Genomic DNA, 25,127 nt, shown 5'->3' with positions numbered 1-25,127 from the left:
AATGAAATGATTTTATTAAATAATACCTCATGAATAATATTCATAACTTGCATGGTCTAGACTTAAGCTTTTTCCATCGAATTGATATCAATTTATATCCTCTTTTTATCGCGATTTATGAGCAAAAAAGTATTTCGAATGCTGCAAGTAGCCTCAATATTACGCAATCGGCAGCAAGCCATGCTTTGCAACGGTTACGCCAACAGCTCGAAGATGATGTATTTATACGTGTAGGCAATAAAATGTCTGCCACGCCTTTTGCAGAACAGATTTACCCCACTGTGAAGCAAGCGCTTTTAACCATTCAAAATATTAGCCAGCAGAAACATGTCTTTGACCCAACCAGTTTAAAAAACTTAAAAATCGCCGTGCATGATGAAATTGAGCCTATTATTCTTCCAAGACTTGCTCAACATTTTCAAAATCTTAATTTAGATTTGCAGTTTGTAAGTATGAAGCTAGATCGAAAACATATTATGACGGACTTGGCCACACAGCAGCTCGATTTCGTGATTGATTTAGAACAATACTTATCTCCAAAAATTAGCTTTGACCATCTGGTAACAGATGAGTTTGTCATTTGCAGTCAACTTAAAGAAGTCGATTTATCTAGTTATATCAATGGTCGACACATCGGTGTTTCATCACGCCGTACGGGTGCTTTACTTGAAGATATTTATTTAAACCAACATCAAAAAATTTCAAGAAATGTATTCATGCGCTGTCAAAACTACTCAACGGCGTTACAAGTTTTGGGAGCTCAAGCCAACGCAATATTGACTATGCCCCGAATGATTTTGCAGCATTTATCCTATAGTTCGGAAATTCGGTTGCATTCACTCCCATTTGAGATGACCAATATCAAAATGGGGATGTTTTGGCATGAAGATTTAAGGGATAATTTAAGGCATCAATTTTTGCGACATGAAATTATTAAACTTTTTCAGTAAAGCAAATTGATCTACTAACGCCTACATCGTACAAGGACCTGTCATGAGTAAAGATGAACGAATAATCCAGAATCAGGACAATAAAAAAACGATTCGTCATGAAGACTACATTGCTGGTATTGGTAAAGGCATGTCAATTCTAGATAGTTTTAGTAGCAATCAACATCGTTTAAATATTTCTATGGCAGCTGAAAAAACCGGACTTACTCGAGCAGCAGCAAGACGCCATTTATTAACTTTAGAATATCTAGGTTATCTTGAATCAGATGGCCACTATTACTATTTAACCCCCAAAGTTCTGAAATTTTCAGGGGCTTATTTAGGTGCAGCTCAGCTTCCAAAAGTATCTCAGCCTCTATTAAATCTTCTAACCAACCAAACATCTCTGATTTATTCAGTGATGGTACTTGATAGTTATGAAGCCATTACCATTGCGCGTAGTGCGGCACACCAACAAACTGACCGTGTAAATCCATACGGTTTACACTTGGGTAATCGCTTACCTGCTCATGCGACCTCGGCGGGTAAAATTTTACTGGCACATTTAAGTCAAGAAGAACAATTGGACTGGCTTCAAAAATACCCGCTACAGCGTTTAACCAAATATACGCATGTTGAAAACGATAAATTTTTAGAGTTACTACAAGAGATTCGAGAACAAGATTGGTGTTATTCACGTGAAGAACATGAATTAGGTGTTCATGCACTCGCCGTACCTATTTATGGACAAGACTTTAAAGTTGTTGCTGCTTTAAATATTGTTTCACCTACCATGAGAACAACTGAAGAATATTTAATACAACACATTTTGCCTTTATTGCAAGAGACTTCGCGGGATTTGAGACAAGTTCTTTAAATCATACTTAGGCTATTTTTATGAGATAAATTTTATTATTTGCTTAGGCTATTTTGTTTATTGGTAATGACTGGATGGATATGCTTAGGCTATTTCTAAAAATAATTAAATGGTATTTTTAAATAACGGATGCCATTCGCTTCAGGTTCCGGAAAATTTCCTGCATTCATATTAATTTGAATTGAAGGCAAGATTAGTTTTGGCATTGCTAAAGTTGCATCTCGTTCTTGACGCATTTTTATGAATGACTCTTTAGAAACTTGTCGGTTTAAATGAATATTGCTTTGCTTTTGAGTTTTTATATCTGTTTGGCAGATGTATTCATCTCGACCTTCGGGCTTATAGTCATGGCATAAAAACATACGCATGTCGTCAGGAAGTGTATAAAGCTGTTGTACAGAGTCATAGAGCGCAGCAGCACTTCCTTTGGGAAAGTCACATCTAGCCGAACCATAATCAGGCATAAATAATGTATCACCCACAAAAACGGCATCACCAATCACATAGCTTAAACAAGCGGGTGTATGCCCAGGCGTAGGAATGTTATAGGCTGCTATATCCCCTATTTTGAAATGCTCATGGTCTTCAAATAAATAATCAAAAGGTTGATTTTCATTAAATTTCTTAAATTCAAAATTATAAATAGCACAGAAGGTTTCTTGAACAACTGCAATTTTCTTACTAATCGCAATAGTTCCACCTAATTTGGCTTTTAAATATTGGGCAGCAGTCATATGGTCTGCGTGTACATGTGTTTCCAATATCCATTGCACTTTAAAGTTTTGAGCTAAAACATAATCGATAATCAGATCAGCATTGGTTGTTTTTGTTGTTGCCGACGCTGCATCGTAGTCAAGCACACTATCAATAATGGCACATTGGCGAGTTGCTAAATCTGTAACAACATAGCTAAAAGTATTGGTATTTTCATCAAAAAAATCTTTTACTAGAGGTTGTTGCATAGGTTTAATTTCCTTTATTTAAGACTCGGTAAATCAACATCCCTAATAACATAGCGACAATAAAATAAAGCGCTTCAAAATGTCCTAACCCTATAAGCGTTAAAGCAGGCGCTGGACATATCCCTGCTATTCCCCAGCCTATACCGAAAATAAAAGCCCCAGCAATTAATCTTTGGTCAATCTGTGTATGGGTTGGTAATTGAATTTGTTCATTAAAAAGTGTTTTAGGGCTTTTTATAGCCTTTTGAAATGGAATAAATGCCACAGCAATTGCACCTAACATCACAAACATTAAGCTAATATCCCACTGCCCAAAGATATCTAAAAAACCTAAAACTTTTTCAGGATTAGACATGCCAGAGATCATTAAACCCAATGAAAACAAGCTACCGAATATAAAAGCAAAGATATTTTTCATAGGATTATCCCAACACATGACGAATGATATAAACAGTTAACATGCCAGCAAACATAAAAACTGCTGTCGCTATCATTGAGCGTTTTGATAACCTGCTCATGCCACAAATGCCATGGCCACTTGTACAACCAGATCCGAGCCGTGTTCCAAAACCAACAAGTACGCCTGCTAACATAAGTGCAAATATATTGGCTTTAATTTCAATTTCAGGCTGATAAAAATAACCATATATGAAAGGTGTAATTATTAATCCCGCAATGAACCAGAATGCAGAGCCTTTAAACGTGTCTTTAGACGGCTTAATGATTTGAGCGATTAACCCACTAATCCCTACAATACGTCCGTTTATATATAAATAACCAATAGTTGCAATGCCTAGTAGTAAACCGCCTAAAATGGCATAGACAATATTTGACATAGTTTAATCCAAACAATATATGTTTTTATAATATGTATTATACGCTTATTCTTTTAGAAATACTTAAGATAAAACTCCCAAGTATATAAATTTTCTTAACAAGAAAAAGCCCCAAACTCTTGGGGCTTTTACCATTAAATTAGATCTTTAATGCCTAACTGCTCTGGCAAGCTATCCATAATTTTATTCAGTTTATTGTTCGCTGGAGACATACATCCTTTATAGTGGCTTAACTTTGTTTCTGTCCCATTTGCTTGAATCCACGAAATATAATAACTAGACATATCAGTCGCGGTTTGCTGGCATCCACCAGATTTCGCTTGTGTACCTGTTTCTGGTCGATAAGTTTTTAAATCGCTTACAAGTTTTTGATAGTCTTTTATACTGCCTTGAATTTCTTTAACGCCTATAGCTTTAGTGTATTGTTTACCTTCAAAACGAATTAAACCTGTAGGTGCTACTTCTACAGAATAGATTGGACATGCACCAAAGCATGGGCTAGAAGCATAACGAATAGTTTCTTGTGTATTCGGTGCTTGCTGAACAGAAGCACAACCCATCAAAGCTAAACCAGATAAAGTTGCAAGAATTAAAAATCTCATCGTATCACCTATTATTATCAAGTGGCTTTAATTTATCAAATCATACACTTCTTGTCATTAAAGACTATTTTTTGTGATTGTTTTCATTAATTCATATCTGTCTATGCTTAGGCTATTTTTATAATAATCAAATATTATGATCTAAATCGCATAAAAAAAGGCCCATCTTGCGATGAGCCTTAAGCCAATAAAAGCTTAAATTCCTGAAATACAAATTATTACTGGGTAGTAATAACCTGCGATGACCATTCTAACGTAATGCTATAAATTATATAAATATAATATAAATATATATTTACGCTTGTTTTTCCAGCAAAAAAATCCTACTTTTTAGGACTAAAAAGTCAATAATGTTTATTTCTAATTAAAATTCACAACCTTAAGTTAAACAAAACTTAATAAACAAATAGATTTTATTTATAGGTAAAACATTGTGAAAAAATACCTAATCGTTCGACTATATCTAGTGTTCAAGCATTATCAATCGTAGGAATATTTTAGGTTTTGCAACAAGTTAAAGCACTTTTTTACTATTTGGTAAAGCTATCTAGTTAAAACAATAGGAATTACTCTATTATTTTAATATAAAAAATGTATTAAAGTTAAAGGCAAAAGAAGAATGCTCTTCTTTTGCCCATTAAGTTACTTCTCTAAACTATATGCGATTATATAATCGCCATGATCAGGAGACTGACGAGCTCCGCCTGCCGTAACAACCACGTATTGTTTACCTGTTTTCGGTGAAACATAGCTTATCGGGGTTCCTTGGCTACCTACTGGCATACGTGATTTCCACAGTTCTTTACCTGTAGATGAATCAAAAGCACGTAAGTAGTAATCTTGTGTTGCTGCAAAGAAAACCAAACCGCCTTGCGTTGCCATTGGTCCACCAATAGTTGGCATACCAATTGGTGCTTTTAAGCCCATTTTGATACCCATAGGCCCTGTATCTTCAACCGTACCTAACGGTACTTGCCATGCGACCTGACGAGTTTTTAAGTCAATGGCAGTCATGGTACCAAATGGTGGTTTTTGACACGGAATGCTAAGCGCAGACATAAAACGGTTTTTATTTACTTTAAATGGCGTACCTTTCATTGGTACAGCACCCATACCTGTGTTTACTTTCTCTCCACCATTCGCCTGAATCTTAATATCTTCAGGAGTTTGCTCCATCAATTGAACCCATAAGCCAAGGCGCATATCGTTGACAAACATATAACGATGTGTCGGGTCAAAGGCAATGCTTCCCCAGTTCATACCCCCCAAAGAGCCTGGGAAGCTTAATGAAACATCAGTACCCGGTGCAGTAAATAGACCTTCGTAACGCATTGACTTGAAGTTAATACGACACATGAGTTGGTCAAACGGCGTTGCACCCCACATATCTGACTCAGTTAAAGTCTGATTACCAATTTGTGGCATTTCAACAGAACGTGGTTGGGTTGCACTGTATTGTTCACCCGGAATATTTGCAGGCTTAACTGGTTGTTCAATCACTTTGGTCAGTGGTTTACCCGTTACACGGTCAAGTACAAAGAATTGGCCTGATTTGGTTCCAATCACAACAGCTGGTTTAGTCGTACCATCTTTTAATGGGAAGTCAACTAAACTCGGTTGCATTGGTAAGTCAAAGTCCCATAAATCATTATGAACAGTTTGATATACCCACTTTTCTTTACCTGTTGTCGCATCAAGTGCCAAAACAGAAGTGTTGTACTTGTGATCTAACGGATTACGGTTACCCCCCCAAATATCGACAGATGAACTACCCATAGGTAAGAACACCGTATTCATTTGCGGGTCATAAGACATTGCAGCCCAAGAGTTTGCCGAACTACGTTTATAAGTTTCACCCGGTTTAAGAACGTAATTAGGATCTGGATTACGCGGGTCAAATGCCCAACGAAGTTTACCCGTAATGACGTCATAACCACGGATCACACCACCCGGCATATCTGCCGCAACGTTGTCGGCAATACGGCTACCCACCACAATGGTTGTGCCTGCAATAGTCGGTGCAGAAGTCACTTCAAAACGTGGCGCTTTGGTTCCAGCTCCAAGGCCTTCTAACAGATCAACTGTTCCATTGACACCAAAATCAGCACAGCGCTGACCGTTATCTGCATTCACTGCAATTAAACGACCATCTGGTGTATTGGTATATAAACGACGTGGACATGTCGTATTGGTTGCAACTGTGGTTACTGGATTTGCACCAGCCAAAGTTGGTTGTACAAGTGGCTTGGTTGAATCAAAATATGCAACGCCACGGCAACGCTCCCAAGCATCGGCTTTAGAGTTCACTTCAGCTTTCCAAAGCTGTTTACCAGAGTCCGCATCAATCGCAAAAATATTATTATGTGGTGTACATAAGAAGACTTTATTTCCAACTTGTAGCGGGGTCATTTGGTCTTCAGCACCATTACCACTACCTGTTGTAAAATCGCCTGTTCTAAAACGCCAAGCTTCTTTTAGTTTATGAACGTTATCTCGGTTAATTTGATCGAGAGCAACAAAGCGACTACCACCTGCATCATTTCCATAATTTTCCCAATTCACCTGTTTTTTAGCAGGGTCAACTGGTACTAAAGGTAGCTTTTCACCTGAACTTGCTACTGTTGGATGCGGTTGGAACATTTGATAGAACGCAATCAACATACCAACAACAACTAATCCACCTACCGCATAGGATGAGGATGCCAAACTGCTTTGGAATTGGTAACGTCGAATTGCAGGTAAGGTAAATAACAATGCAGCAAAAAGACCAGCAGGAAACATTAACCGCGAGAATAACGGCCAAAATTCCCATCCAGCATCAACAAATGACCAAATTACGGTGCCAACAAAAACAGCCGCAAAAATCCAAACACCAAGTGCTTTTTTACGAAAAATACTAATTGCAGAAATGGTAATCAACAGCCCTGCGATGAGGAAATACCAAGATCCACCTAATGACACTAGCTTTCCACCGCCTACGATGTAAAAAACACCAGTAGCCAATAAAACTAGGCCTAATAGAAAACACCATATTTTGAATAAGATATGAAACTTAGAATCTGACTCAGACATAGATCCTACTCCACATATACTGAACACAATAGTTCAAGCATTTGGGCCAGTTAAACTATGTCTAACCAGCCATCAACATTGTTAAAAATTGACTTTTACGCTCAGTCCCGTCACCCAAGCGTCATCGACCGCTTTTACACCGGCAGGTTGATGGATATATTGAATATTTGGACGTAACATAACGGCCGGAGACCATTGGTAGGTATAGTTCAATTCGACATTTAGCTCGTCGTCTTGAATTGGAATATAGTCAGATGCAATCGCATCATAGCTATAGTATCCACGACTTTCGTTCGTTGCGATCTGCTTATCTTTAGCACGATCATTGACCACATAATTGGCAATACCAAAACCAATCGAATCGTTTGGACGGCTATCAAATGGCCCTTTATACCAAAGGGCAAGTTGTTGAGTACTTTGAACAAAAGTCGTCGCTTTATCATTTACCACACCGTTCAAACTTACATATAAACCGCGTTTAGGATCTTCACCTTTATGGGTAAGTTGTTGCTGAGCATTAATCCAGAAGCTTTGTTTTCCATCATGAACTTTGCCCGCAGTTTTAATGTCATTCGCTTCTGCGGTTGAGTACAACGCCCCTACTTTATATTCACCGGGTAAGCCATTAAAAGCAGCAAGTTTTGGTTTCCATGCAAGTTCAACTGGAATGGTTGCACCTTCTACGTTATTCATATCCAGATTAAAGCCATCACTATTTGATTCGGTTTTAATGTTGTCTGGATTGACTTCATACGCACCAATTCCAAAAGTCCACTCAGGCGCAAATTGATATTTAACGTTTGCAGCCCAAACACCGACTGGCGAGTTATACCAAATTGAACCGATTGATTTTCCTAACTGCCCACCGCAAAGCAATAAGTTCTGAAATTCACATTGAGAACCATTAAAGTCCTCTGACATACCCATACGACCGACTTTGACCTGTACTGTATTATCAGCAAAACCTTTTTTGACCCATGCTTGAGATAAACGCCAGATTTTACCGCGACCATAAATTTCTTGAGCATTGCCTAATTGGCTAGAACGCGGGTCTTTAATACGCTCGAGAGTTAATGCATTCCCGTCACGTTTAGTCACGACTAAACTGGCCGTTGTATCTTTCCATCCAGCAATTTTTTCTAAATCAAAGTTTGCGCCTAAAGAAAGTTGTGCAGCATTTTCAAAAGTATTGCTGTCGTTGTAACCACCATCTAAATTTGTGGCAGCTTGGCTCATAATAGAAGCAGTAAATTTATAACCCTGTTGCTCTAATTGCTGACGTTCACCATTCCAGTCGCCAAGTAACCATTGACGGTCTTGTGACCACGGCTCATTGGCAAGCGCAAATTGACTGCCTAATACAGCAATCGTTAACACACTCAGTTTCATTAAATTCGGCATTTTAAGTCCCTTTTATCATTTCTATATTTCTATGCTGCGCCTCGGTTGAGGCGCTTCTCTTATTGTTATTATTTAATTTGTACGGCCGAACTAAGTTCAGACGTCGCTCCAAAGCGATCAGTGATATTCGCTGTAATTGAGGCAACTTTTACAGTTGGCTTCCAATTCGCTTTTGCATTACCTTGCGCATCTGTAGCAACAGTAGCAGCTCCTAAATATTGCTCAGCTTCTTTTGATGCTGCATTTTGATTTCCAAAGAACTCAACTTGATAACGTTGATTTGGTAAACCATTAATTTCTACAGCAACTGAACCATTATTAGCGGTTAATTTAGGTGCTTTAATTGCTTGGTTAGGTTGAGCATTACAGCCTTGTTGATTTGGCTGAGTACATGTTTTCTGTTGTTTCGATGGATCAACAACTACACCACCACCACGAGAACCTACAAATCCTTCGTGCTCAAGTGCAGGTACACCAAATACAATTGCACCTAAACGCTGATTGGGTACACATGAACCGCCAGCTTCACAGCGTTTAATATCTTTACCATTGTCCCAAATCAGGTTTTTAGTCAATGTAATTTTTGCATTTGCATCTTTTTCCGAACGAATCGCGACACCAATACGGTTACCATGAACTCTATTGCTATCAAGAATGTTGCCATCGCCTGTCATGTTAAAACCAATCGAGTTATTGGTCATTTCGTTGTAGGCAATATAGTTACGCTTACCCCAGTTAATCTGTAAGCCATCCGAATAGTTTTCGAATTTATTACCGACTACGGCATTGTCATTACCCCACAAAATTTCAATACCTTGTGACGGCTCTGGATTTGCTTTGGTTGAAACAAAATGGTTATTTGCAATTAAGTTAAATGCAGCACCACGGGTTAGTTCTAAACCATCGCCATTGTCTTGGAAAATATTATCCAATACTTTGTTGTTATTGGTGGTGGTTGCAGTTGGGTTACCTTGTCCATCATCACCAGTAAGCATGACACCCGCACCACCGTAGTTATTGCTAATACGGTTGTGTTGAATGAGGTTGTTGCTTGAACGATTAATCAATACACCAATACAGAAACGATGAATATCCAGTCCTTTTAAAGTAACGTTATTTACATCGCGTAGTACTAAGCCCGGTAAAGTCATCGTACGCACATTGGTCCCATACTGTTCAGGGTTTGCGCCTGGGCAAGCTTTCGCACCTTCGCCTTTAATATAATTTGAACCATCAATCGCGATATATTCACCAGTTTTATCCCACTGGGTGCCAATGATTTTGACTGGCGCTTTAATTTCAGGAAGTGCACCGTTTAATTTGATTGCATAAGGTGCTTTGCCCACTGCCTGAATCAAGATTTCGCTCGCATCGGTTGGGTTAGCATTGGCTTGCTCAATTGCCCAACGTAAAGAACCTTTATTGCTATCGTCCTGATAACGGTCAACAACATAAGTCTGCGCAGCGGCTACACCTGAAACCATCAAACCTAATGCAAGAGTAGTTAAACGTAATGTATTCATTTCATCATGTCCTTATGATTTATGGGTTTGCTGGTTGAACGGTTTTTAAAATCTGTTTGAGCTTGGTCACATCAATTTGCCCCGGTGCAGACGCTTCACCAATCATGCCAAAGCTATAACTTCCGCCCATATTGGCTGTCGCAACACGAGAAATCGTCCCTAACTGCCCCATTGACATGGTCAACAATGGTTTAGTGGTTTGCTGACTTACTTTTAAAGTCGCATTCATTAGAGTAAAAACGTCTTGTTTAGATTTTGGCATTACTGCAATTTTGAGAACATCTGCCCCCATTTGATCTTGTTTTAATAAGCGTTTTTCAATTTCATCTTGGCTTGGCGTTTTTTGGAAGTCATGATTAGACATGACAATCAGCACTTTCTTTTGATGTGCTTTTTGAACGATTTCTGAAACAACTTTTTGATCACGGAACATTTCAACGTCTAGCCAGTCCATGAACGGATTTTTTAAATAAGCTTGATAAGTCTTACCATAATCCGCATCACTAATTTCAAGTTGGCCACCTTCGTTTTTAGTACGAATTGTGGCAATCATTGGCTTATTGCCTAAAATCTTTTTCAATTCGTGACCCAACGCAATCACTTGCTTTGTGTCACTAGCAAAACTCAATAAATCGATACGGAATTCTGCCAAATCAGCATCTGCTGTATTTGCAATCACTTGAGCTTGTGCCAAAGCTTGTTCTTTGGTTTTTGCTGTAATCGGAACAATCGTTTTAACAGCTGTAGCCGCAGGTTGTGTTTGAGTAGCTAAAGCAACAGGTTCAGCATTCACTTGTGCTGTAAAAAATGGGAGTGCAAGCAAACTTAGGCTTAATAATGTTTTCATGTTCATATCGTTCATCCTTAAAAGGCTACACGCATCCATGGGCGATCATGTGTAGCCTTGGGTGTTTCTTAAATATCAAAAAATACGGTTTCGTCATCACCTTGAATACGAATATCAAAGCGGTAAATAACTTCACCATTTTCTTCAGAACGTTTTGCAATAAGGGTCTGGCGACGCGGTGCCCATTCAATGCTATTTAGAATTGCATCATTAGCATTTGCTTCGGCTTCATCTTCAAAATAAACACGTGTATGAAGACCTAAATTAATACCACGAGCAAATATCACTAAAGCGATATGTGGTGCTTGAGTTGAACCTTTACGACCAGCAGTTGCACCCGGTTTAATGGTATTAAAGCTCCAAATACCCGTTTCAAAGTCTGCACCTGTACGGCCCCAACCTTGAAAAGCGGGGTCAGCTTTTTGCTCACGTGTATCAGCTTGACTTGGGTAAATACCATTTGCATCGGCCTGCCAAATCTCGATAAGCACATCACGTAACGGCAAACCTAATCCGTCAAATACTTGCCCTTCAAGACGGATACGCTGGCCTTGAGTTTGGTCTTGTACAAGCTGGTTATTAAAGTTGTTTTCAAAAACCTCAATATTTGCTTGTTGTGGCAACAAACCAATGTGAACGTAAGGACCACCTGTTTGAGATGGAGTTTCTTTTAATTCCTGAAAATTCCAGTTATTCATGCTAAGGCTCCTGATTAAGTCAAATCGTTTTCGAAGTAAGTCGCTCGACGACCACGCAAAGTGATGTCAAAACGGTAACAACGGCTATCAGCTTCGATAAAGTTGTTTTTATCTTCTAGTGCAATCAATGCACGACGTTGATCTTCAGAAGGAATCGTTTTTAAGATCGGGCAAGTATCGATGAGCGTATCGCCTTCAAAATAAAACTGTGAAATTAGACGCTGAGCCCAGCCATCAGCAATTAAAGAGAAATGGATGTGTGCCGGACGCCATTCATTAATGCGGTTACGCCACGGATATGGACCCGGTTTAATGGTACGGAAAATATAAAAGCCATTTTCATCGGTTAATGTACGACCACAACCACCAAAGTTAGGGTCCATAGCACCAATATATTTATCATTCGGATGACGGTAACGGCCAGAAGCATTGGCTTGCCATACTTCTAAAAGTGCATTTTTTACAGGACGACCAAATTGGTCGCGAACATAACCATGAACAATGACACGCTCACCAATTGGCAAACCATCTTTGGCATAGTTCAAAATCAAATCGTTATCTTTTGGTCCAAACAAATTTGAAGAAAAATGCGGTGAAGTGACTTCAGTTAAAGTCTCATTAATAGAAATCAATGCATTTTTTGGCGAACGTAAAACACTTGTCTTATAACCTTCCGCATATGCAGGTGGATGATCTTCTGTATTACGTTGGGCGTAAGCACCCCAGCTATGTTGTGACATCTTTATCTCCTTAATCCTGTTCTTTCGCTGCAACTGAGTTGACTTCTATTCCCAACTCTTTAAAGACTTCTTCGGCCATATGCATTGCAGCGTTTGCAGCAGGTAAACCTGCATAGAGCGAGCTATGTAAGATCAACTCTTTTAAATCTTCTTTAGTTACACCATTGTTGAAACATGCACGTAAATGCATACGTAGTTCATCTTCGCGGCCTAGAGCTAATAAAATTGCAATGGTGACTAAACTACGTGTATGACGTGGTAGACCCGGACGAGACCACACTTCACCCCATGCATAACGACTAATAAAATTTTGAAAATCTTGGTTAAAGTCATTTAGGTTTTGCAAAGACCGACCAACATGTTTTTCACCTAAAACTTCAGTCCGCACTTCAATGCCTTGTTTATAGCGTTGTTCATCATTCATTGTGATAGACCTCCATTAAGTTGCATCGGTATGCGCAACAAGTGATTTAACAAATACAGCAACAGCCGCAGCAGTCGCTGGAATTAGTAATAAACTGAGAATGGCGGTAAACGACCAATCATTACCCAGTAATACAGCCCCAATCCAAGCACCAACTACCGCACCAAAACGTCCAATACCTGTCATCCAAGACACACCTGTTGCACGGCATTGAGTTGGGTAGAAACGTGCACTTAAAGCTGGCATTGAAGATTGCGCACCATTAATCGCGATACCTGCGCAAAGAACCAACACAGCAAGTAAAGTTGAATTTCCTAAGCTTTGACCCACAGCAATTGCAAATAGACCAGCGGCAAAATAGAAAATAGCAATCACTCGGTTCGGGTTGAACTTGTCCATTGCCCAGCCAATAAATAAAGCACTTACCACACCACCGAACTGGAACAATCCACCAATGAATGCAGCACGCTCCATTGAAGCACCTGTTTCACGCATGAGGGTTGGTAACCAACTTGTAAGCAAGTAAACAACCACTAAGCCCATGAAATAGGTCAACCAAAGCAAAAGTGTTCCTTTCGCATAAGGTTTAGAAAACATAATTCCAAAGACATTTTTCTTTTGAGCGGTTTCAGTTTTTTCTTCTGGAACATAAAAAGTGCTTACATCTTGAACTTGAGTTGGCGCAATATGATTTAAAATTTTGCGTACTTTTTCAGGGTCTTTACCTTTCACAATTAAAAAGCGATAAGACTCAGGTAAAACGAAAATCACTAAAATCATTAAAATCAGAGGAGACCAACCACCTAGCAAAAATAAACTATGCCAGCCATAAGTCGGAATCAGCCAACTACTAATAAAGCCACCTGTTGCCATACCTAAGTTGTAGCCACAGAACATACATGTCACGAGTAATGAACGAATGCGTGTTGGACAGTATTCAGAAAATAATGTAGTGGCATTTGGCATAGCTGCACCCAGCCCAATACCTGTCAAAAAGCGCAATACAACAAGGTTATCCAGATTTGTTGCATAGGCAGATGCCAAGGTAAAACCACCAAAAATAAGCATTGAAACAGCTAAAACAATTTTGCGACCAAAACGGTCAGCTGTTGGGCCAGAAACCAAAGCTCCAATAATCATTCCACCAAGTGCAGCACTCATCACTGGGCCTAACTGAGAGCGGTCAACGCCCCAATCCTGAGCCAAAGCTGGAGCGATAAAACCCATCGCAGCAGTATCGATACCATCAGTAAAAATAATTAAGAAACAGATGATTGCGATCATCCATTGATACTTACTGAGTGGAGCATCATTGATCAGTGCTTGAGCATCGATACTTTTATTTGGTGCAGCGTAATCCTGAGACGCCATATTTGCCTCCTTAAGGCCAATTCCTTTTAAACTGCTAAATTTCTAGAGCTGTTGAATAAACCGAGTTAGTTCCTGAGTAAATTTTTGCGGTTGCTCAATATTAGAAAGATGTGATGCATCCACTTTCGCAAGTTGACTGTTGTTAATCGCTCGCTGCATAAACTCAGCATCTGTTACTGTAGTCACCGGATCGTATGTTCCTGCAATCAGCAGCACCGGAATTTGGATTTGTGCAATTTCATCTCTTAAATCGGCATGCGCTAAAGCACGACATGCATTGGCATAACCTTGTGCTGGTGTATTTGCAAGACTTTGAATGGTCGTCTGTGCAACAACATTATGTTGATAGTCAAATTTTTCACTAAACCAACGGGTATGTGTGGTTTTAACCAATTCAGCCAGACCATTTTGCTCTACAGATTCTGCACGACTCAACCAAGCATCAGCCTGCCCAATTTTGGCTGCCGAGTTCGCAACAGTAATACTATGGAAGCGCTCTGGATAATGAATACCTAACCAAAGCCCTGTAATGCCACCCATTGAAATGCCACAAAAATGTGCTTTTTCAATATTTAAGGCATCTAAAATATCAACAACATCTTCCGCTAAATTTTGCAATGTGGTGTCGCTAATTACATCGCTTTCACCATGGCCACGTGTGTCATATGTAATGACATTGAAATGATTTTTAAGTTCATTTACTTGTGGTTGCCACATACCATGGTCTGTTCCTAACGAATTAGAAAACACAAGCACAGGAGCATCTTTTAAACCTTCAGTGTATACAGCTAACTGTTTACCTTGACGGTTGCTAATAGTCTGTTTCACTTTGACTCTCCTTGTGCTTCTTGCAAAACTGCATCAATCTGTTGCTGAATATTGCCTAAATAGTTTTCTGGTTTAAATATTTCCACAATTTCATCTCGGCTGAACTGTGCTTTTACTTCATCTAACTGGCTAACGACATCGCATAAATGCTGGTTTTGTGCCACTGCTGTTTTACAAGCTACTTCAACCACATGATGAGCATTTAAACGGCCAATTTTTGGAGCAAGTGCCATCATGACTGCTTCCGCCATAATCAATCCATTGGTACACTCAAGGTTCCGTTGCATATGCTCAGCATTAACTTCGAAACCTTGTAAAACTTCACCAGTACGACTCAATGCTCCAGCACATAGTTGAAAAATTTCAGGGATTGCCAACCATTCTGCATGCCACGCACCTAAGCTACGCTCATGTTCCTGTACCATGCTTTGATAAATGCTAGACATGAGTGCTGGCACACGGTTTGCTGCTGCAAGTACTGAAGCAGCCGCTACTGGATTGCGTTTATGAGGCATGGTTGATGAACCACCACGACCTTTCGCTGTGGGTTCAAACAATTCTGCAATTTCGGTTTGCATCATAAGAGACCAATCACGTGCCATTTTGCCTGTATTACCAACAATCATGCCGAGCACACTTGCGATTTCTACAATGCGATCACGCTCACCATGCCAAGTACATGTAGGTGCAGCTAAATCAAGTTGCTTTGCAAATGCACTGACCACAAGTGAACCTTGATCTTGCAAAGAAGCCAATGAACCCACAGCACCGCCCAACTGAGCAGTGAGTAAACGTGGTTTCATTGCTTGTATACGGTCTAAATCACGTTTAAATGCAGAAGCCCAACGTGCAAGCTTATGTCCTAAAGTAATTGGCAAAGCTTGCTGTAACCATGTACGCCCAATCATGACTTGATGACGATATTGCTTAGCTTGTTGCAATGCAGTGGTGTAACACTGTTGAAGTTGAGCTTCCACAATGTTCAACGCATCACGACATTGCAAAATACACGCTGTGTCTAAAATATCCTGACTGGTTGCTCCCCAATGCACATAGCGTGAAGCATCTTCATCAACGTCTTTAACAATTGCTGTAAGTTGTTTTACAAACGGAATAGCAATATTCCCAGCTAGTCCAGTTGCCACTGCTAAAGCTGGAAAGCCAAACTTTTCTAGTGCTTGTTCAGCCACTTGTGCAATTGTGTTAGCCGCACTTTGAGGAATCACACCAACTTGTGCCTGTGCTTGAGCTAGCGCAACTTCAACCTGAATCATGTATGTAATTAATGATGAATCACTAAAGATGTCAGTGACGTCTTTTTGATAAAACAAGCTGGCATATAACTGGCTCATGATTAGACTCTCTGAATAATGAGTGCAATGCCTTGGCCAACACCAATACACATTGAACACAAGGCATAACGTCCACCTGTTTGTTCAAGCTGGTTTAAGGCTGTGGTCACTAGGCGTGCACCTGACGCACCAAGCGGATGACCCAAAGCAATTGCTCCACCGTTTGGATTTACCTTGGCAGAATCATCGGGTAAACCTAAATCACGGGTCACTGCCAAAGCCTGTGCAGCAAAGGCTTCGTTAAGCTCAATTACGTCCATCTGATCTAAAGTCAGGTTGGCTTGTTTAAGAAGCTTTTTAATTGCAGGTGCTGGAGCAAAACCCATAATACGAGGTTCCACACCCACTGCTGTTGAAGCAATGATTTTGGCACGTGGCTTTAAGTTATAAGCTTGAACTGCTTCATCAGAAGCAATCAGCAGTGCTGCTGCACCATCATTAATACCTGAAGCATTACCCGCAGTAACTGTGCCATCTGCTTTTACAACAGGTTTAAGTTTGCTTAAAGCTTCAAGCGTGGTTGATGCACGTGGATGTTCATCGGTATCAATCACAACAGCATCACCCTTACGCTGAGGGATTTCAACTGCTACGATTTCTTTAGAAAAAAAGCCTTTGGCTTGCGCGCTTGCGGTGCGTTGTTGGCTCGCCAAGGCAAACTGGTCCTGATCTGCACGATTCACGTTAAACTTTTCAGCTACGTTCTCGGCAGTCTGGGGCATGGTGTCTACACCATACAATTCTTTAAGTTTAAGGTTAATGAAACGCCAGCCCATGGTGGTGTCTTCAATCTTCTGGCTACGACCAAAAGCACTGTCTGACTTACCCATCACATAGGGTGCACGGCTCATGCTTTCTACACCACCAGCAATAACCAAGTTCGCTTCACCTGCCTTAATAGCACGGGCTGCCATAGCAATGGCATCGAGTGAAGAACCACACAAACGGTTAATGGTGGTTGCTGGAACCTGATACGGTAAACCTGCAAGCAATGCTGACATACGGCCAACATTACGGTTGTCTTCACCGGCTTGGTTAGCACAGCCATAGATCACATCATCAACTTGTTCCCAATCTACATTTGGATTACGCTGCATTAAGGCTTTAATCGGTATAGCGCCAAGGTCATCGGCACGGACAGGTGCAAGACCACCAGCATAACGGCCGAATGGAGTACGGATAGCATCGATGATATAAGCGTTTTTTAAAGTCATTTCCCTACGTCCTTATCCTTGTGTCGCATCAATCAAAGTTGCACCAGTCAAACCCTGTAACTCGTCAAAGCTAAGACCTTCCACTTTCTCAATCACCTTTAAACCATTTTTGGTCACATCAATCACACAAAGGTCAGTGTAAATACGGTCAACACAGCGTTTACCCGTCACCGGATAGCTCAGCTCAGCCACAATCTTCGGTTCACCTTGTTTGGTCACATGGTCTGTGGTGATAAATACTTTTTTGGCACCCACTGCTAAATCCATCGCACCACCCACCGCAGGAATCGCATCCGGTGCACCCGTGTGCCAGTTCGCCAAGTCACCATTCGCTGCAACCTGAAAGGCACCCAGCACTGCAATATCAAGGTGACCACCACGCATCATGGCAAATGAGTCACCATGGTGGAAAAAGCTGCCACCTTCTAGCATGGTCACAAACTCTTTACCTGCATTAATCAGTTCAGGGTCTTCTTCACCCGCCACTGGTGGTGGGCCAAAAGCCAATAAACCATTTTCAGAATGAAGGAAAATATCTTTGTCGTTAGGTAAATAGCTTGCAATCTTGGTTGGCAAGCCAATGCCCAAGTTCACATATGCACCATCAGGAATGTCCTGTGCCACACGTTTTGCAATCTGGTCACGGCTGAGTTTCTGGTAGCTCATGTTATTTCTCCTTATTGCTTACTGTGCTGGCGCGACTTGAACAACGTGCTGTACAAAGATACCTGGGGTGATAATGTGTTCTGGATCTAATCCACCTAATTCAACTACTTCAGAAACCTGAACAATGGTGACATCAGCAGCCATGGCCATGATTGGGCCAAAGTTACGTGCAGATTTACGGTAAACCAGATTGCCCCAACGGTCGCCCTTGTAAGCTTTAATTAAGGCGAAGTCAGCCTTGATTGGATATTCAAGTACGTAGTCTTTACCATCAATCTCACGGGTTTCTTTACCTTCAGCTAGAAGTGTGCCAAAGCCTGTTGGGGTAAACACAGCCCCAAGTCCCATACCTGCTGCCTGAATACGACAAGCCAAGTTACCTTGTGGTACGACTTCAAGCTCTACTTTTCCGGCACGGTACAGCTCATCAAACACATAAGAGTCTGACTGACGTGGAAAAGAACAGATGACTTTTTTAACTGATCCTGCTTTAAGCAGTTTAGCCAGACCGTAATCGCCATTACCGGCATTGTTGCTGACAATCGTTAAATCTTTAACACCCAGTTCAATTAGTCCATCAATGAGTTCAGCGGGTTGTCCTGCGGTACCAAAACCACCAATCAGGATGGTGGCACCATCTTTAATTTGCGACAGAACCTCGGTAAGTGAGGACTTACTTTTGTCAATCATTAGACAACTCCATTGTGCTCATTCAGGAAGAGATAGCTAAGAGAGTTAGACACACTGAGGCGAGAAGAATAGATAAATATTTTCACTCAATCCCGAGTGTTTCCCTTAGATTTCCCTTTTAAACATTCTTGATAATTTTTATAATTTGATCTAGTTATCCCGCTATGGTTTTGTTCGGTATAAGTGTTATTTGTTCGATGATCGAACATTATCTATGTGTAATTGTCCGATCTTGTTAAATCGTAAGACTTATAAATGTAAAAGAATATGAGTTGTTATAAATAGATATGTAGAAAGAATTGCTTAGAAAGTTTAATTATCCAAGCAATTTTAAAATAATCAAATTAAGACTGAGATTGAAGAATCAAACGCGCAAGTTCTAAGTCATCAAGATAGGTAATTTTTATATTATCCGAACGTCCCATCACAACCTGTACAGTTTCACCCATATATTCGAGTGCACTTGCCTCATCGGTAATAGTGACGTTATTCTCTAAAGCCTGTTCAATTGCTTTTTTGAGTTTACCAATTTTGGTAATTTGAGGAGTTTGAGCTTGCCATAATAAATCTCGGCTGACCGTTTTATCAATATGATTGCCTGTCTTAACCTGCTTTAAAGTATCACGAACAGGAATTGCTAAAATAGCGCTCTCATTTGATTCAATTGCCTTTGCCACAAGTGCATTCAAACACTCAATTGTTACACAAGGCCGAGCCGCATCATGTACAAGCACCCAATCATTTTCATCGGCAAAATTTAAAAGATGATTTAACGCATTTAGCACCGAATGGACTCGCTCGGCTCCACCAGTACAAAAATGCGCCTTATCTATATTTTGAAATGCAAGAGTCTGGGCAAAGGTATCTTGTGTACCAATTGCCAAAACATAACCATTTAACGGAAGCTGACTTATACGCCCAATAGTGTGTTCTAAAACAGTCCTATCCTGAATATATTGATACTGCTTCAATTCAGTTTTAGAAAATCGACTTCCCGATCCTGCAGCTGGAATCACTGCCCATAATTTAGTCTGGGATATCTGGAGATGCAGGTGTCTCATTCGTTTCCAAATCAACTTTAGCGTTCGGGTCAATATAAATAGGCTTGTAATGGGTACTGATTGTACTCATTTGAACAAATGTCTCGTGAGGTTTAACCAAACCAAGATCAAGGCGAGCATGTTCTTCTATTGCTTCTGTACCATTTTTAAGGTCAAAAACCTCTGCCGCCAAAATACGGTTTCGTTCTTTAAGCTCTTCATTTACCTCAGCTTGTTGCTGAATTTGTTGCATGAGAGCTTGATGAGGGATATAACCACCCTCACCTAACCAAAATTGATATTGCAGTATAGCTACTAAAACAATAACCAGTAGCAATATCAGTTTGCTTGAAGTGGATCGAAATACTTCTAACATATCATTAAGATTTTTAATTAAAAACTTTCGTTAAGAGTTTGTATTGTATAGTAATTAACAAACAACATGCGCAATTCCTGCAAAAATTTAAGCAAAATTATTAATGGGCATATTACTTTAATTGACCATTGTGACTTGTTTCATTTTGTCAAAAATGAATGGAATTTGAAAGGGAAATAATATTTATAAGTACAACTGCTTATAAATCAATCTATGCACCTAAACGCTAGTCTAAGTATAATTAAATTATGCTGAGTAAATATAGAAAAACCCTCATCAGAGGGCTTTCACAAATCGACTGCTTATGAGAGTCTAAATCAGAAATTATAACGAACACGTACTGTTGCATTTCGTGGTGTTCCCCAATTCATTGAGTTTTCACCAATACCTTCGTAATACTTCTCATCAAATATATTATCAATATTGAATTGAAGTTTGATATTTTTATCTAGTTGATAGCCTAGCATCGCACTTGCTAAAACATAAGCATCTTGCTCAATACGGGAGCTTCCACTACCCGTGTAGTATTTACTCTTATAATTTAAACCAAGTCCTGCACTCCATTGATCAAGTTTGTACTTAACAAATAAATTCGAAGTTGTTCGAGAGTTTGTCGTATTAACCTTTGTACCTTTTGCATCTTTTGCTTCGAAATTAGCAACACCGAAACTAATCCCCCAGTTGTCGTTAATTTCACCATCAGCTTCAAATTCAAAGCCCTTACTTTCAACCCCATCTACAGCTCGATAAGCCTGCTCTGTAGTTTGTGTACCATTGCGAATAATGAATCGGCCAGGTATCGATTCAGCAAAATTAGATTGTTCTATTCGGAATACTGACAACGCTGTATTAAAACGCCCTCCAAACCATTCGCTCTTTAACCCCGCCTCATAACTCTTACCTGTAATCGGGTCAATATATTGATCATTTACATCTTTACGTTCTTGAGGTTTGAAAATTTCTGTATAACTCGCATACACAGAATGATCTGGGGCAAAATCATAAATAGCGCCAATATATGGTGCTAATTCATTGTTAAATTCACGGTTACCTTTATCATTTTCAGACTTATATTCCCAATTAGATAAACGTGCACCAGCAATAATTTTTAAAGGATCAAGAATTTGAAATTTACCAGCAATATATGCGGCAGTTTGTGTAGTTTCATTTAGCGCATTTTTACCGTTTAAAACAACAGGCTGAAGCAACTCTTGAGCTATATCGTTATAGTTAAGCGGACCACCTAAATATTTTTCAATGTCTTGGTTTGTGTTAGATCCACCAAAAATATCTTTCGTCTTTTCGTTCTTATTCCAAGATCCACCAATAATGATTTCTTGTGGACGATTAAAAAGCGTAAATGGAGCATTGATAAAGACATCAAAATTATTTTCTTCATTTGCAGCTTTTGCGCCATATACAGAAACATAATCAGCTTTATGCTTCTCATCATTCGGATTTTCTAATGGGCTGGTATTGGTCGCCTTATCTACTTGGCCTGCTGTATATAACAACATAGAGTCCGTATCTTCTTTGCGGAATGTATAAGCTATATTTAAATTAATGTCATTAAATAAATTCTGCTTTAAGTTTGCAAATACTGCGGTTGTATTCACATCCCAATAAGTCCAAGGCGCACTTACTGTTAAGCTTCTAGAAAAATTAGTACGAGTCCCATCAGTATAAAAAGCCGGTGTTCCGCCCCAACGGATACCGTCACGGTGTAACTCTTGATAAGTAGCCCCAAGCGACATACTTGTTTTATCACTCAGGTCATAATCAAGGGCACCATAAAATACATTACGTTCTTTCTCATAAAAATCCATAAATGATTTTTCATCGGAATGCTTTACAAACATACGGCCACGCAAAGACCCATCAGCATTAAGCGGTGTAGAGATATCTGCTGAGCTGCTCCACGAATTCCACGAACCCAAAGATGTACTAACATTACCTGTAAGCTCTTTGGCATTAGCATGTTTACGGATCATGTTAAGTGCCATCGCAGGGTTCCCCGCGCCTGTTGTTAAGCCATTAGCACCTTTAACGACTTCAACACGATCATAAATATCTAGATCAAGATCGCCTATACTTAAGTTGGTTGTACTAGGCATTCCATCCAGTAAATAATAATCCACCTCAAAGCCACGCGCATAAGCTTTTTGGCGCTCATCGGTGCGTGAAGTTGAAACACCCGTAATATTGTTCATTAAATCTTGGAAAGAATCGATTTTTCGATCATCTAAATATTCACGAGTTAAAACTTTGACCGATTGAGGAGTTTCACGAAGAGACAAATTTAATTTTGTAGAAGTATTTGTGCTTTTTGCTGTATAGCTACCCGAACCTTCGGTAACAGCGGAATTTTCTTGTTCTGCTTGTACTTTTATCGTTGCTAAAGTGGCTGTTCCCATTGCCTCATCTGCATAAACAATTGAAGGTACCGTTAAAGCCATAGAAAGTGCTAAAGGGTGAACTCTAAATGCTTTTCTAAAGAGCGGATTGTACATAAGAAAATTCCATAATAACCAATGTGCTGTACCATATATTTAGCCTTTCACTACCATGTTCCTTGTTACACAATAGCAAAAGATCGGCACAAAAATTAACATGAATGATAATTGTTATCAACTTCAAGTTAATAATTATTCTTATTTATGTAGATTAAATTATTAATCTATAAAGTATTAAGCATGTAATAGCTATCCATGCACAAAAAAGGATTTCTAACAGGTTGAGTACAGATCCTGTTGAATTATAGTGCTCAAACAAAGGGCCTTATATTATTGATTCAATAAAAAATATAAACTAATTTTCAAATTAAGATTTACCATGGAACTGCTCAATAAGGAGAGAAATAAAAAACTACACAGTATTTTATTTTATATTTTATTATTCTTATCAAATCTCATAAAAGAGAATAAGGGTATAAATTGTAGTGCACAAAATTTTAGCGTTTTCTTTAGTAAGCTTAGGTTTAAGCGCTTGTGATCACCCTACTGATGATAGCCCTTCAAAAATAGTTAATATGAAGGATACTCAGAAGAAACATAGACAAGTTAATACTTATATATATGAATATAATGATATTATTTACAACCTAAATACTGAACAAGACCAAATTACGGCTCATTTAAAATTAAAAAATTTATTAAAAAAGATACCTTCTAATGATAACAACTTAAACTTTTTAAAAACTAAACGTAAAATACTTATACACTTAGGTTGTCTTAATGAAGCTTATATAGTTACTGAAAAAATACTAGCAAAAACAGATAGTTCAAACCTACAAGAGATACAATGCATTTTCTTAAGTAAAATGAAAAAGGATGCTCATGAAGTAAAAGCATGTTATGAAAAAACCGCGAATAGTTATTTAAATGAGATAAATTTAATCCCTAAAGCTGCTTTGCGATATCAATATGCTTTATGGGGCCATTATGCAGCCATGTTTCATGCTGGACACATAGAATATAAAGATAAACTCCAAGAAATTATCAATTATCACAACATTGAGGATCACAAAAAAACTTATCAACAAATGTATGAAAACGTTATGAATCCATCTATTTTTCAAAAACGTTTAGATTCGATCCCTTATACTTCTTATTGTTATTAAGCTATTTTCTTAAATCTTATTATCAGACATATTTACAGCTTATATCTTTGTTAAGCTTAATTTATTCAATAATAAGAATAATAAGAAAGTACGTCTCGGAATATAACTCCTAATATTTGTACTCCTCTCTATAAATACAAACTCATATAACTTTTAAAATGCCTCTTGATAAGTCTATTGTTTTGATGCACCTTCTTTTGATCAGATGATCAATAGGAAGTTGACTCATAAAAAATTGTTTGAGAAAAATTCATAAAAAGTTGCATATATTTCGAATTTTTAACCAATAACTACTTAAAAAGTATATTTTTTCTATTTTTAATTTGCTAAGAATTTTATAAAGATTTCTTTCACCTATCAAAAGGAGAAAAAATGGATTTTTTTAATATTTTCATAGGTGACACGACCTGGAACTTTGTTTTAGAAATTCTAGTGCGATGTACCGTGATGTTCATAATCATTATTAGTTTTTTAAGATTATCTGGTAAGAGAGGTATACGTCAGCTCTCCCTTTTTGAACTCGCAATTATTTTATGTTTAGGTTCAGCTGCCGGTGACCCAATGTTTACTAAGGACCTACCTATTGCCCATGCCTTCGTCGCGTTTATCGTTATTCTTTTTCTTTATCGATTTGCTACATGGAGCATGGTAAAGCATAAAAAAATTGAAGATTTGCTTGAAGGAAAAGCACTTTGTATTGTTAAGGATGGCCTTGTAGTCTACAAAGATTTCCAAAGACAATCATATTCACATGATGAGTTTTTCTCGGAAATGCGTCAACAAAATGTTGAACATCTTGGACAAGTGAGAACAGCTTTGCTGGAGTCCGATGGTATTCTCAGTCTGCTTTATTTTGAAGATGAGGATGTAAAATGGGGCTTGCCATTATTCCCTGATGCTTATTGCAAAGCGGACGTACTTAAAATCAATACTTTTTATTCATGTATGAAATGTGGTGAAACTAAAATTTTAAATAAAATCGATCAAGAATGTACCCGTTGCAAACATCACAGTTGGGCTGAGTCTTTAAAAACACGCCGATTAGGATAATAAAAAGGTG

24 protein-coding genes are annotated in these 25,127 nt (G+C 38.9%); 4 read left to right on the top strand and 20 right to left on the bottom strand.

Annotation, left to right across the window (positions count from 1 at the left end; all coding sequences use genetic code 11):
- The first annotated feature begins 29 nt into the window (after positions 1–29).
- Both AC2117_RS08610 and pcaU read left to right on the top strand, forming a co-directional pair.
- The gene (locus tag AC2117_RS08610) at positions 30–950 is read left to right on the top strand and encodes a LysR family transcriptional regulator (protein ID WP_133973383.1); all 921 of its coding nucleotides are present in this window, start codon (positions 30–32) and stop codon (positions 948–950) included.
- 43 nt (positions 951–993) lie between these two features.
- A complete protein-coding gene (pcaU, locus tag AC2117_RS08605; RefSeq protein ID WP_133973381.1) occupies positions 994–1,806 on the top strand; it encodes an IclR family transcriptional regulator PcaU in 813 nt (270 codons plus the stop codon).
- A 95-nt stretch (positions 1,807–1,901) separates the two neighbouring features.
- On the opposite strand, the gene AC2117_RS08600 is transcribed toward pcaU, so the two are convergent.
- From AC2117_RS08600 to AC2117_RS08505, 20 genes are all read right to left on the bottom strand, one after another.
- Positions 1,902–2,768, bottom strand: a complete 867-nt coding sequence (locus AC2117_RS08600; RefSeq protein ID WP_133973379.1) for an MBL fold metallo-hydrolase — start codon at positions 2,766–2,768, stop codon at positions 1,902–1,904.
- A gap of 4 nt (positions 2,769–2,772) precedes the next feature.
- Positions 2,773–3,186, bottom strand: a complete 414-nt coding sequence (locus AC2117_RS08595; RefSeq protein WP_133973377.1) for a DUF6691 family protein — start codon at positions 3,184–3,186, stop codon at positions 2,773–2,775.
- 4 nt (positions 3,187–3,190) lie between these two features.
- The gene (locus AC2117_RS08590; RefSeq protein WP_133973375.1) at positions 3,191–3,604 is read right to left on the bottom strand and encodes a YeeE/YedE family protein; all 414 of its coding nucleotides are present in this window, start codon (positions 3,602–3,604) and stop codon (positions 3,191–3,193) included.
- Between the two features lie 134 nt (positions 3,605–3,738).
- Positions 3,739–4,206: a DUF6438 domain-containing protein gene (locus AC2117_RS08585; protein WP_133973373.1), complete on the bottom strand. Its 468-nt coding sequence runs from the start codon at positions 4,204–4,206 to the stop codon at positions 3,739–3,741.
- A 642-nt stretch (positions 4,207–4,848) separates the two neighbouring features.
- On the bottom strand, positions 4,849–7,278 hold the full coding sequence (locus AC2117_RS08580) for a glucose/quinate/shikimate family membrane-bound PQQ-dependent dehydrogenase (protein ID WP_133973371.1): 2,430 nt from the start codon (positions 7,276–7,278) through the stop codon (positions 4,849–4,851).
- A gap of 81 nt (positions 7,279–7,359) precedes the next feature.
- Entirely contained in the window at positions 7,360–8,679 is a 1,320-nt protein-coding gene (locus AC2117_RS08575) for a carbohydrate porin (RefSeq protein WP_133973369.1), read from the bottom strand.
- A gap of 68 nt (positions 8,680–8,747) precedes the next feature.
- Positions 8,748–10,202 (bottom strand): nitrous oxide reductase family maturation protein NosD, encoded by a 1,455-nt coding sequence (locus AC2117_RS08570; protein ID WP_133973367.1) that lies wholly within the window; start codon positions 10,200–10,202, stop codon positions 8,748–8,750.
- Between the two features lie 19 nt (positions 10,203–10,221).
- On the bottom strand, positions 10,222–11,049 hold the full coding sequence (aroD, locus tag AC2117_RS08565) for a type I 3-dehydroquinate dehydratase (protein ID WP_133976275.1): 828 nt from the start codon (positions 11,047–11,049) through the stop codon (positions 10,222–10,224).
- Between the two features lie 68 nt (positions 11,050–11,117).
- Positions 11,118–11,747, bottom strand: coding sequence for a protocatechuate 3,4-dioxygenase subunit alpha (gene pcaG, locus AC2117_RS08560; RefSeq protein ID WP_133973365.1), 630 nt, complete (start codon positions 11,745–11,747; stop codon positions 11,118–11,120).
- 14 nt (positions 11,748–11,761) lie between these two features.
- A complete protein-coding gene (gene pcaH / locus AC2117_RS08555; protein ID WP_042896114.1) occupies positions 11,762–12,487 on the bottom strand; it encodes a protocatechuate 3,4-dioxygenase subunit beta in 726 nt (241 codons plus the stop codon).
- Between the two features lie 10 nt (positions 12,488–12,497).
- Positions 12,498–12,911, bottom strand: coding sequence for a 4-carboxymuconolactone decarboxylase (pcaC, locus tag AC2117_RS08550; protein ID WP_005306044.1), 414 nt, complete (start codon positions 12,909–12,911; stop codon positions 12,498–12,500).
- 15 nt (positions 12,912–12,926) lie between these two features.
- Positions 12,927–14,282, bottom strand: coding sequence for an MFS transporter (locus tag AC2117_RS08545; protein WP_042896112.1), 1,356 nt, complete (start codon positions 14,280–14,282; stop codon positions 12,927–12,929).
- Positions 14,283–14,324: 42 nt separating this feature from the next.
- Positions 14,325–15,110 carry a 3-oxoadipate enol-lactonase gene (gene pcaD, locus AC2117_RS08540; RefSeq protein WP_133973363.1) on the bottom strand — a complete coding sequence of 262 codons (786 nt, stop codon included), beginning with the start codon at positions 15,108–15,110 and terminating at the stop codon, positions 14,325–14,327.
- A complete protein-coding gene (gene pcaB / locus AC2117_RS08535) occupies positions 15,107–16,462 on the bottom strand; it encodes a 3-carboxy-cis,cis-muconate cycloisomerase (RefSeq protein ID WP_133973361.1) in 1,356 nt (451 codons plus the stop codon). Before pcaB ends, pcaD begins: the two co-directional genes overlap by 4 nt.
- A gap of 2 nt (positions 16,463–16,464) precedes the next feature.
- On the bottom strand, positions 16,465–17,676 hold the full coding sequence (gene pcaF, locus AC2117_RS08530; protein ID WP_133973359.1) for a 3-oxoadipyl-CoA thiolase: 1,212 nt from the start codon (positions 17,674–17,676) through the stop codon (positions 16,465–16,467).
- 12 nt (positions 17,677–17,688) lie between these two features.
- Positions 17,689–18,342 (bottom strand): 3-oxoacid CoA-transferase subunit B, encoded by a 654-nt coding sequence (locus AC2117_RS08525; protein WP_133973357.1) that lies wholly within the window; start codon positions 18,340–18,342, stop codon positions 17,689–17,691.
- Between the two features lie 18 nt (positions 18,343–18,360).
- Complete coding sequence (locus AC2117_RS08520) at positions 18,361–19,032, bottom strand: 3-oxoacid CoA-transferase subunit A (protein ID WP_133973355.1); 672 nt, start codon at positions 19,030–19,032, stop codon at positions 18,361–18,363.
- Between the two features lie 344 nt (positions 19,033–19,376).
- Positions 19,377–20,093, bottom strand: a complete 717-nt coding sequence (gene ispD / locus AC2117_RS08515; RefSeq protein ID WP_133973353.1) for a 2-C-methyl-D-erythritol 4-phosphate cytidylyltransferase — start codon at positions 20,091–20,093, stop codon at positions 19,377–19,379.
- Positions 20,059–20,448 (bottom strand): cell division protein FtsB, encoded by a 390-nt coding sequence (ftsB, locus tag AC2117_RS08510; protein WP_004643028.1) that lies wholly within the window; start codon positions 20,446–20,448, stop codon positions 20,059–20,061. Before ftsB ends, ispD begins: the two co-directional genes overlap by 35 nt.
- 317 nt (positions 20,449–20,765) lie before the next feature.
- Positions 20,766–22,958 carry a TonB-dependent siderophore receptor gene (locus AC2117_RS08505; RefSeq protein WP_413773098.1) on the bottom strand — a complete coding sequence of 731 codons (2,193 nt, stop codon included), beginning with the start codon at positions 22,956–22,958 and terminating at the stop codon, positions 20,766–20,768.
- A 428-nt stretch (positions 22,959–23,386) separates the two neighbouring features.
- Between AC2117_RS08505 and AC2117_RS08500 the strand changes: the two genes are divergently transcribed.
- A complete protein-coding gene (locus tag AC2117_RS08500; protein ID WP_133973351.1) occupies positions 23,387–24,067 on the top strand; it encodes a hypothetical protein in 681 nt (226 codons plus the stop codon).
- Positions 24,068–24,439: 372 nt separating this feature from the next.
- Positions 24,440–25,117: a DUF421 domain-containing protein gene (locus AC2117_RS08495; protein ID WP_133973342.1), complete on the top strand. Its 678-nt coding sequence runs from the start codon at positions 24,440–24,442 to the stop codon at positions 25,115–25,117.
- Positions 25,118–25,127: the final 10 nt, after the last annotated feature.

The organism is Acinetobacter calcoaceticus, from assembly GCF_900520355.1.
Lineage (GTDB): Bacteria > Pseudomonadota > Gammaproteobacteria > Pseudomonadales > Moraxellaceae > Acinetobacter > Acinetobacter calcoaceticus_C.
Note: the sequence above shows the minus strand (reverse complement) of the source record. Positions and strands in the feature narration are given on the sequence as shown.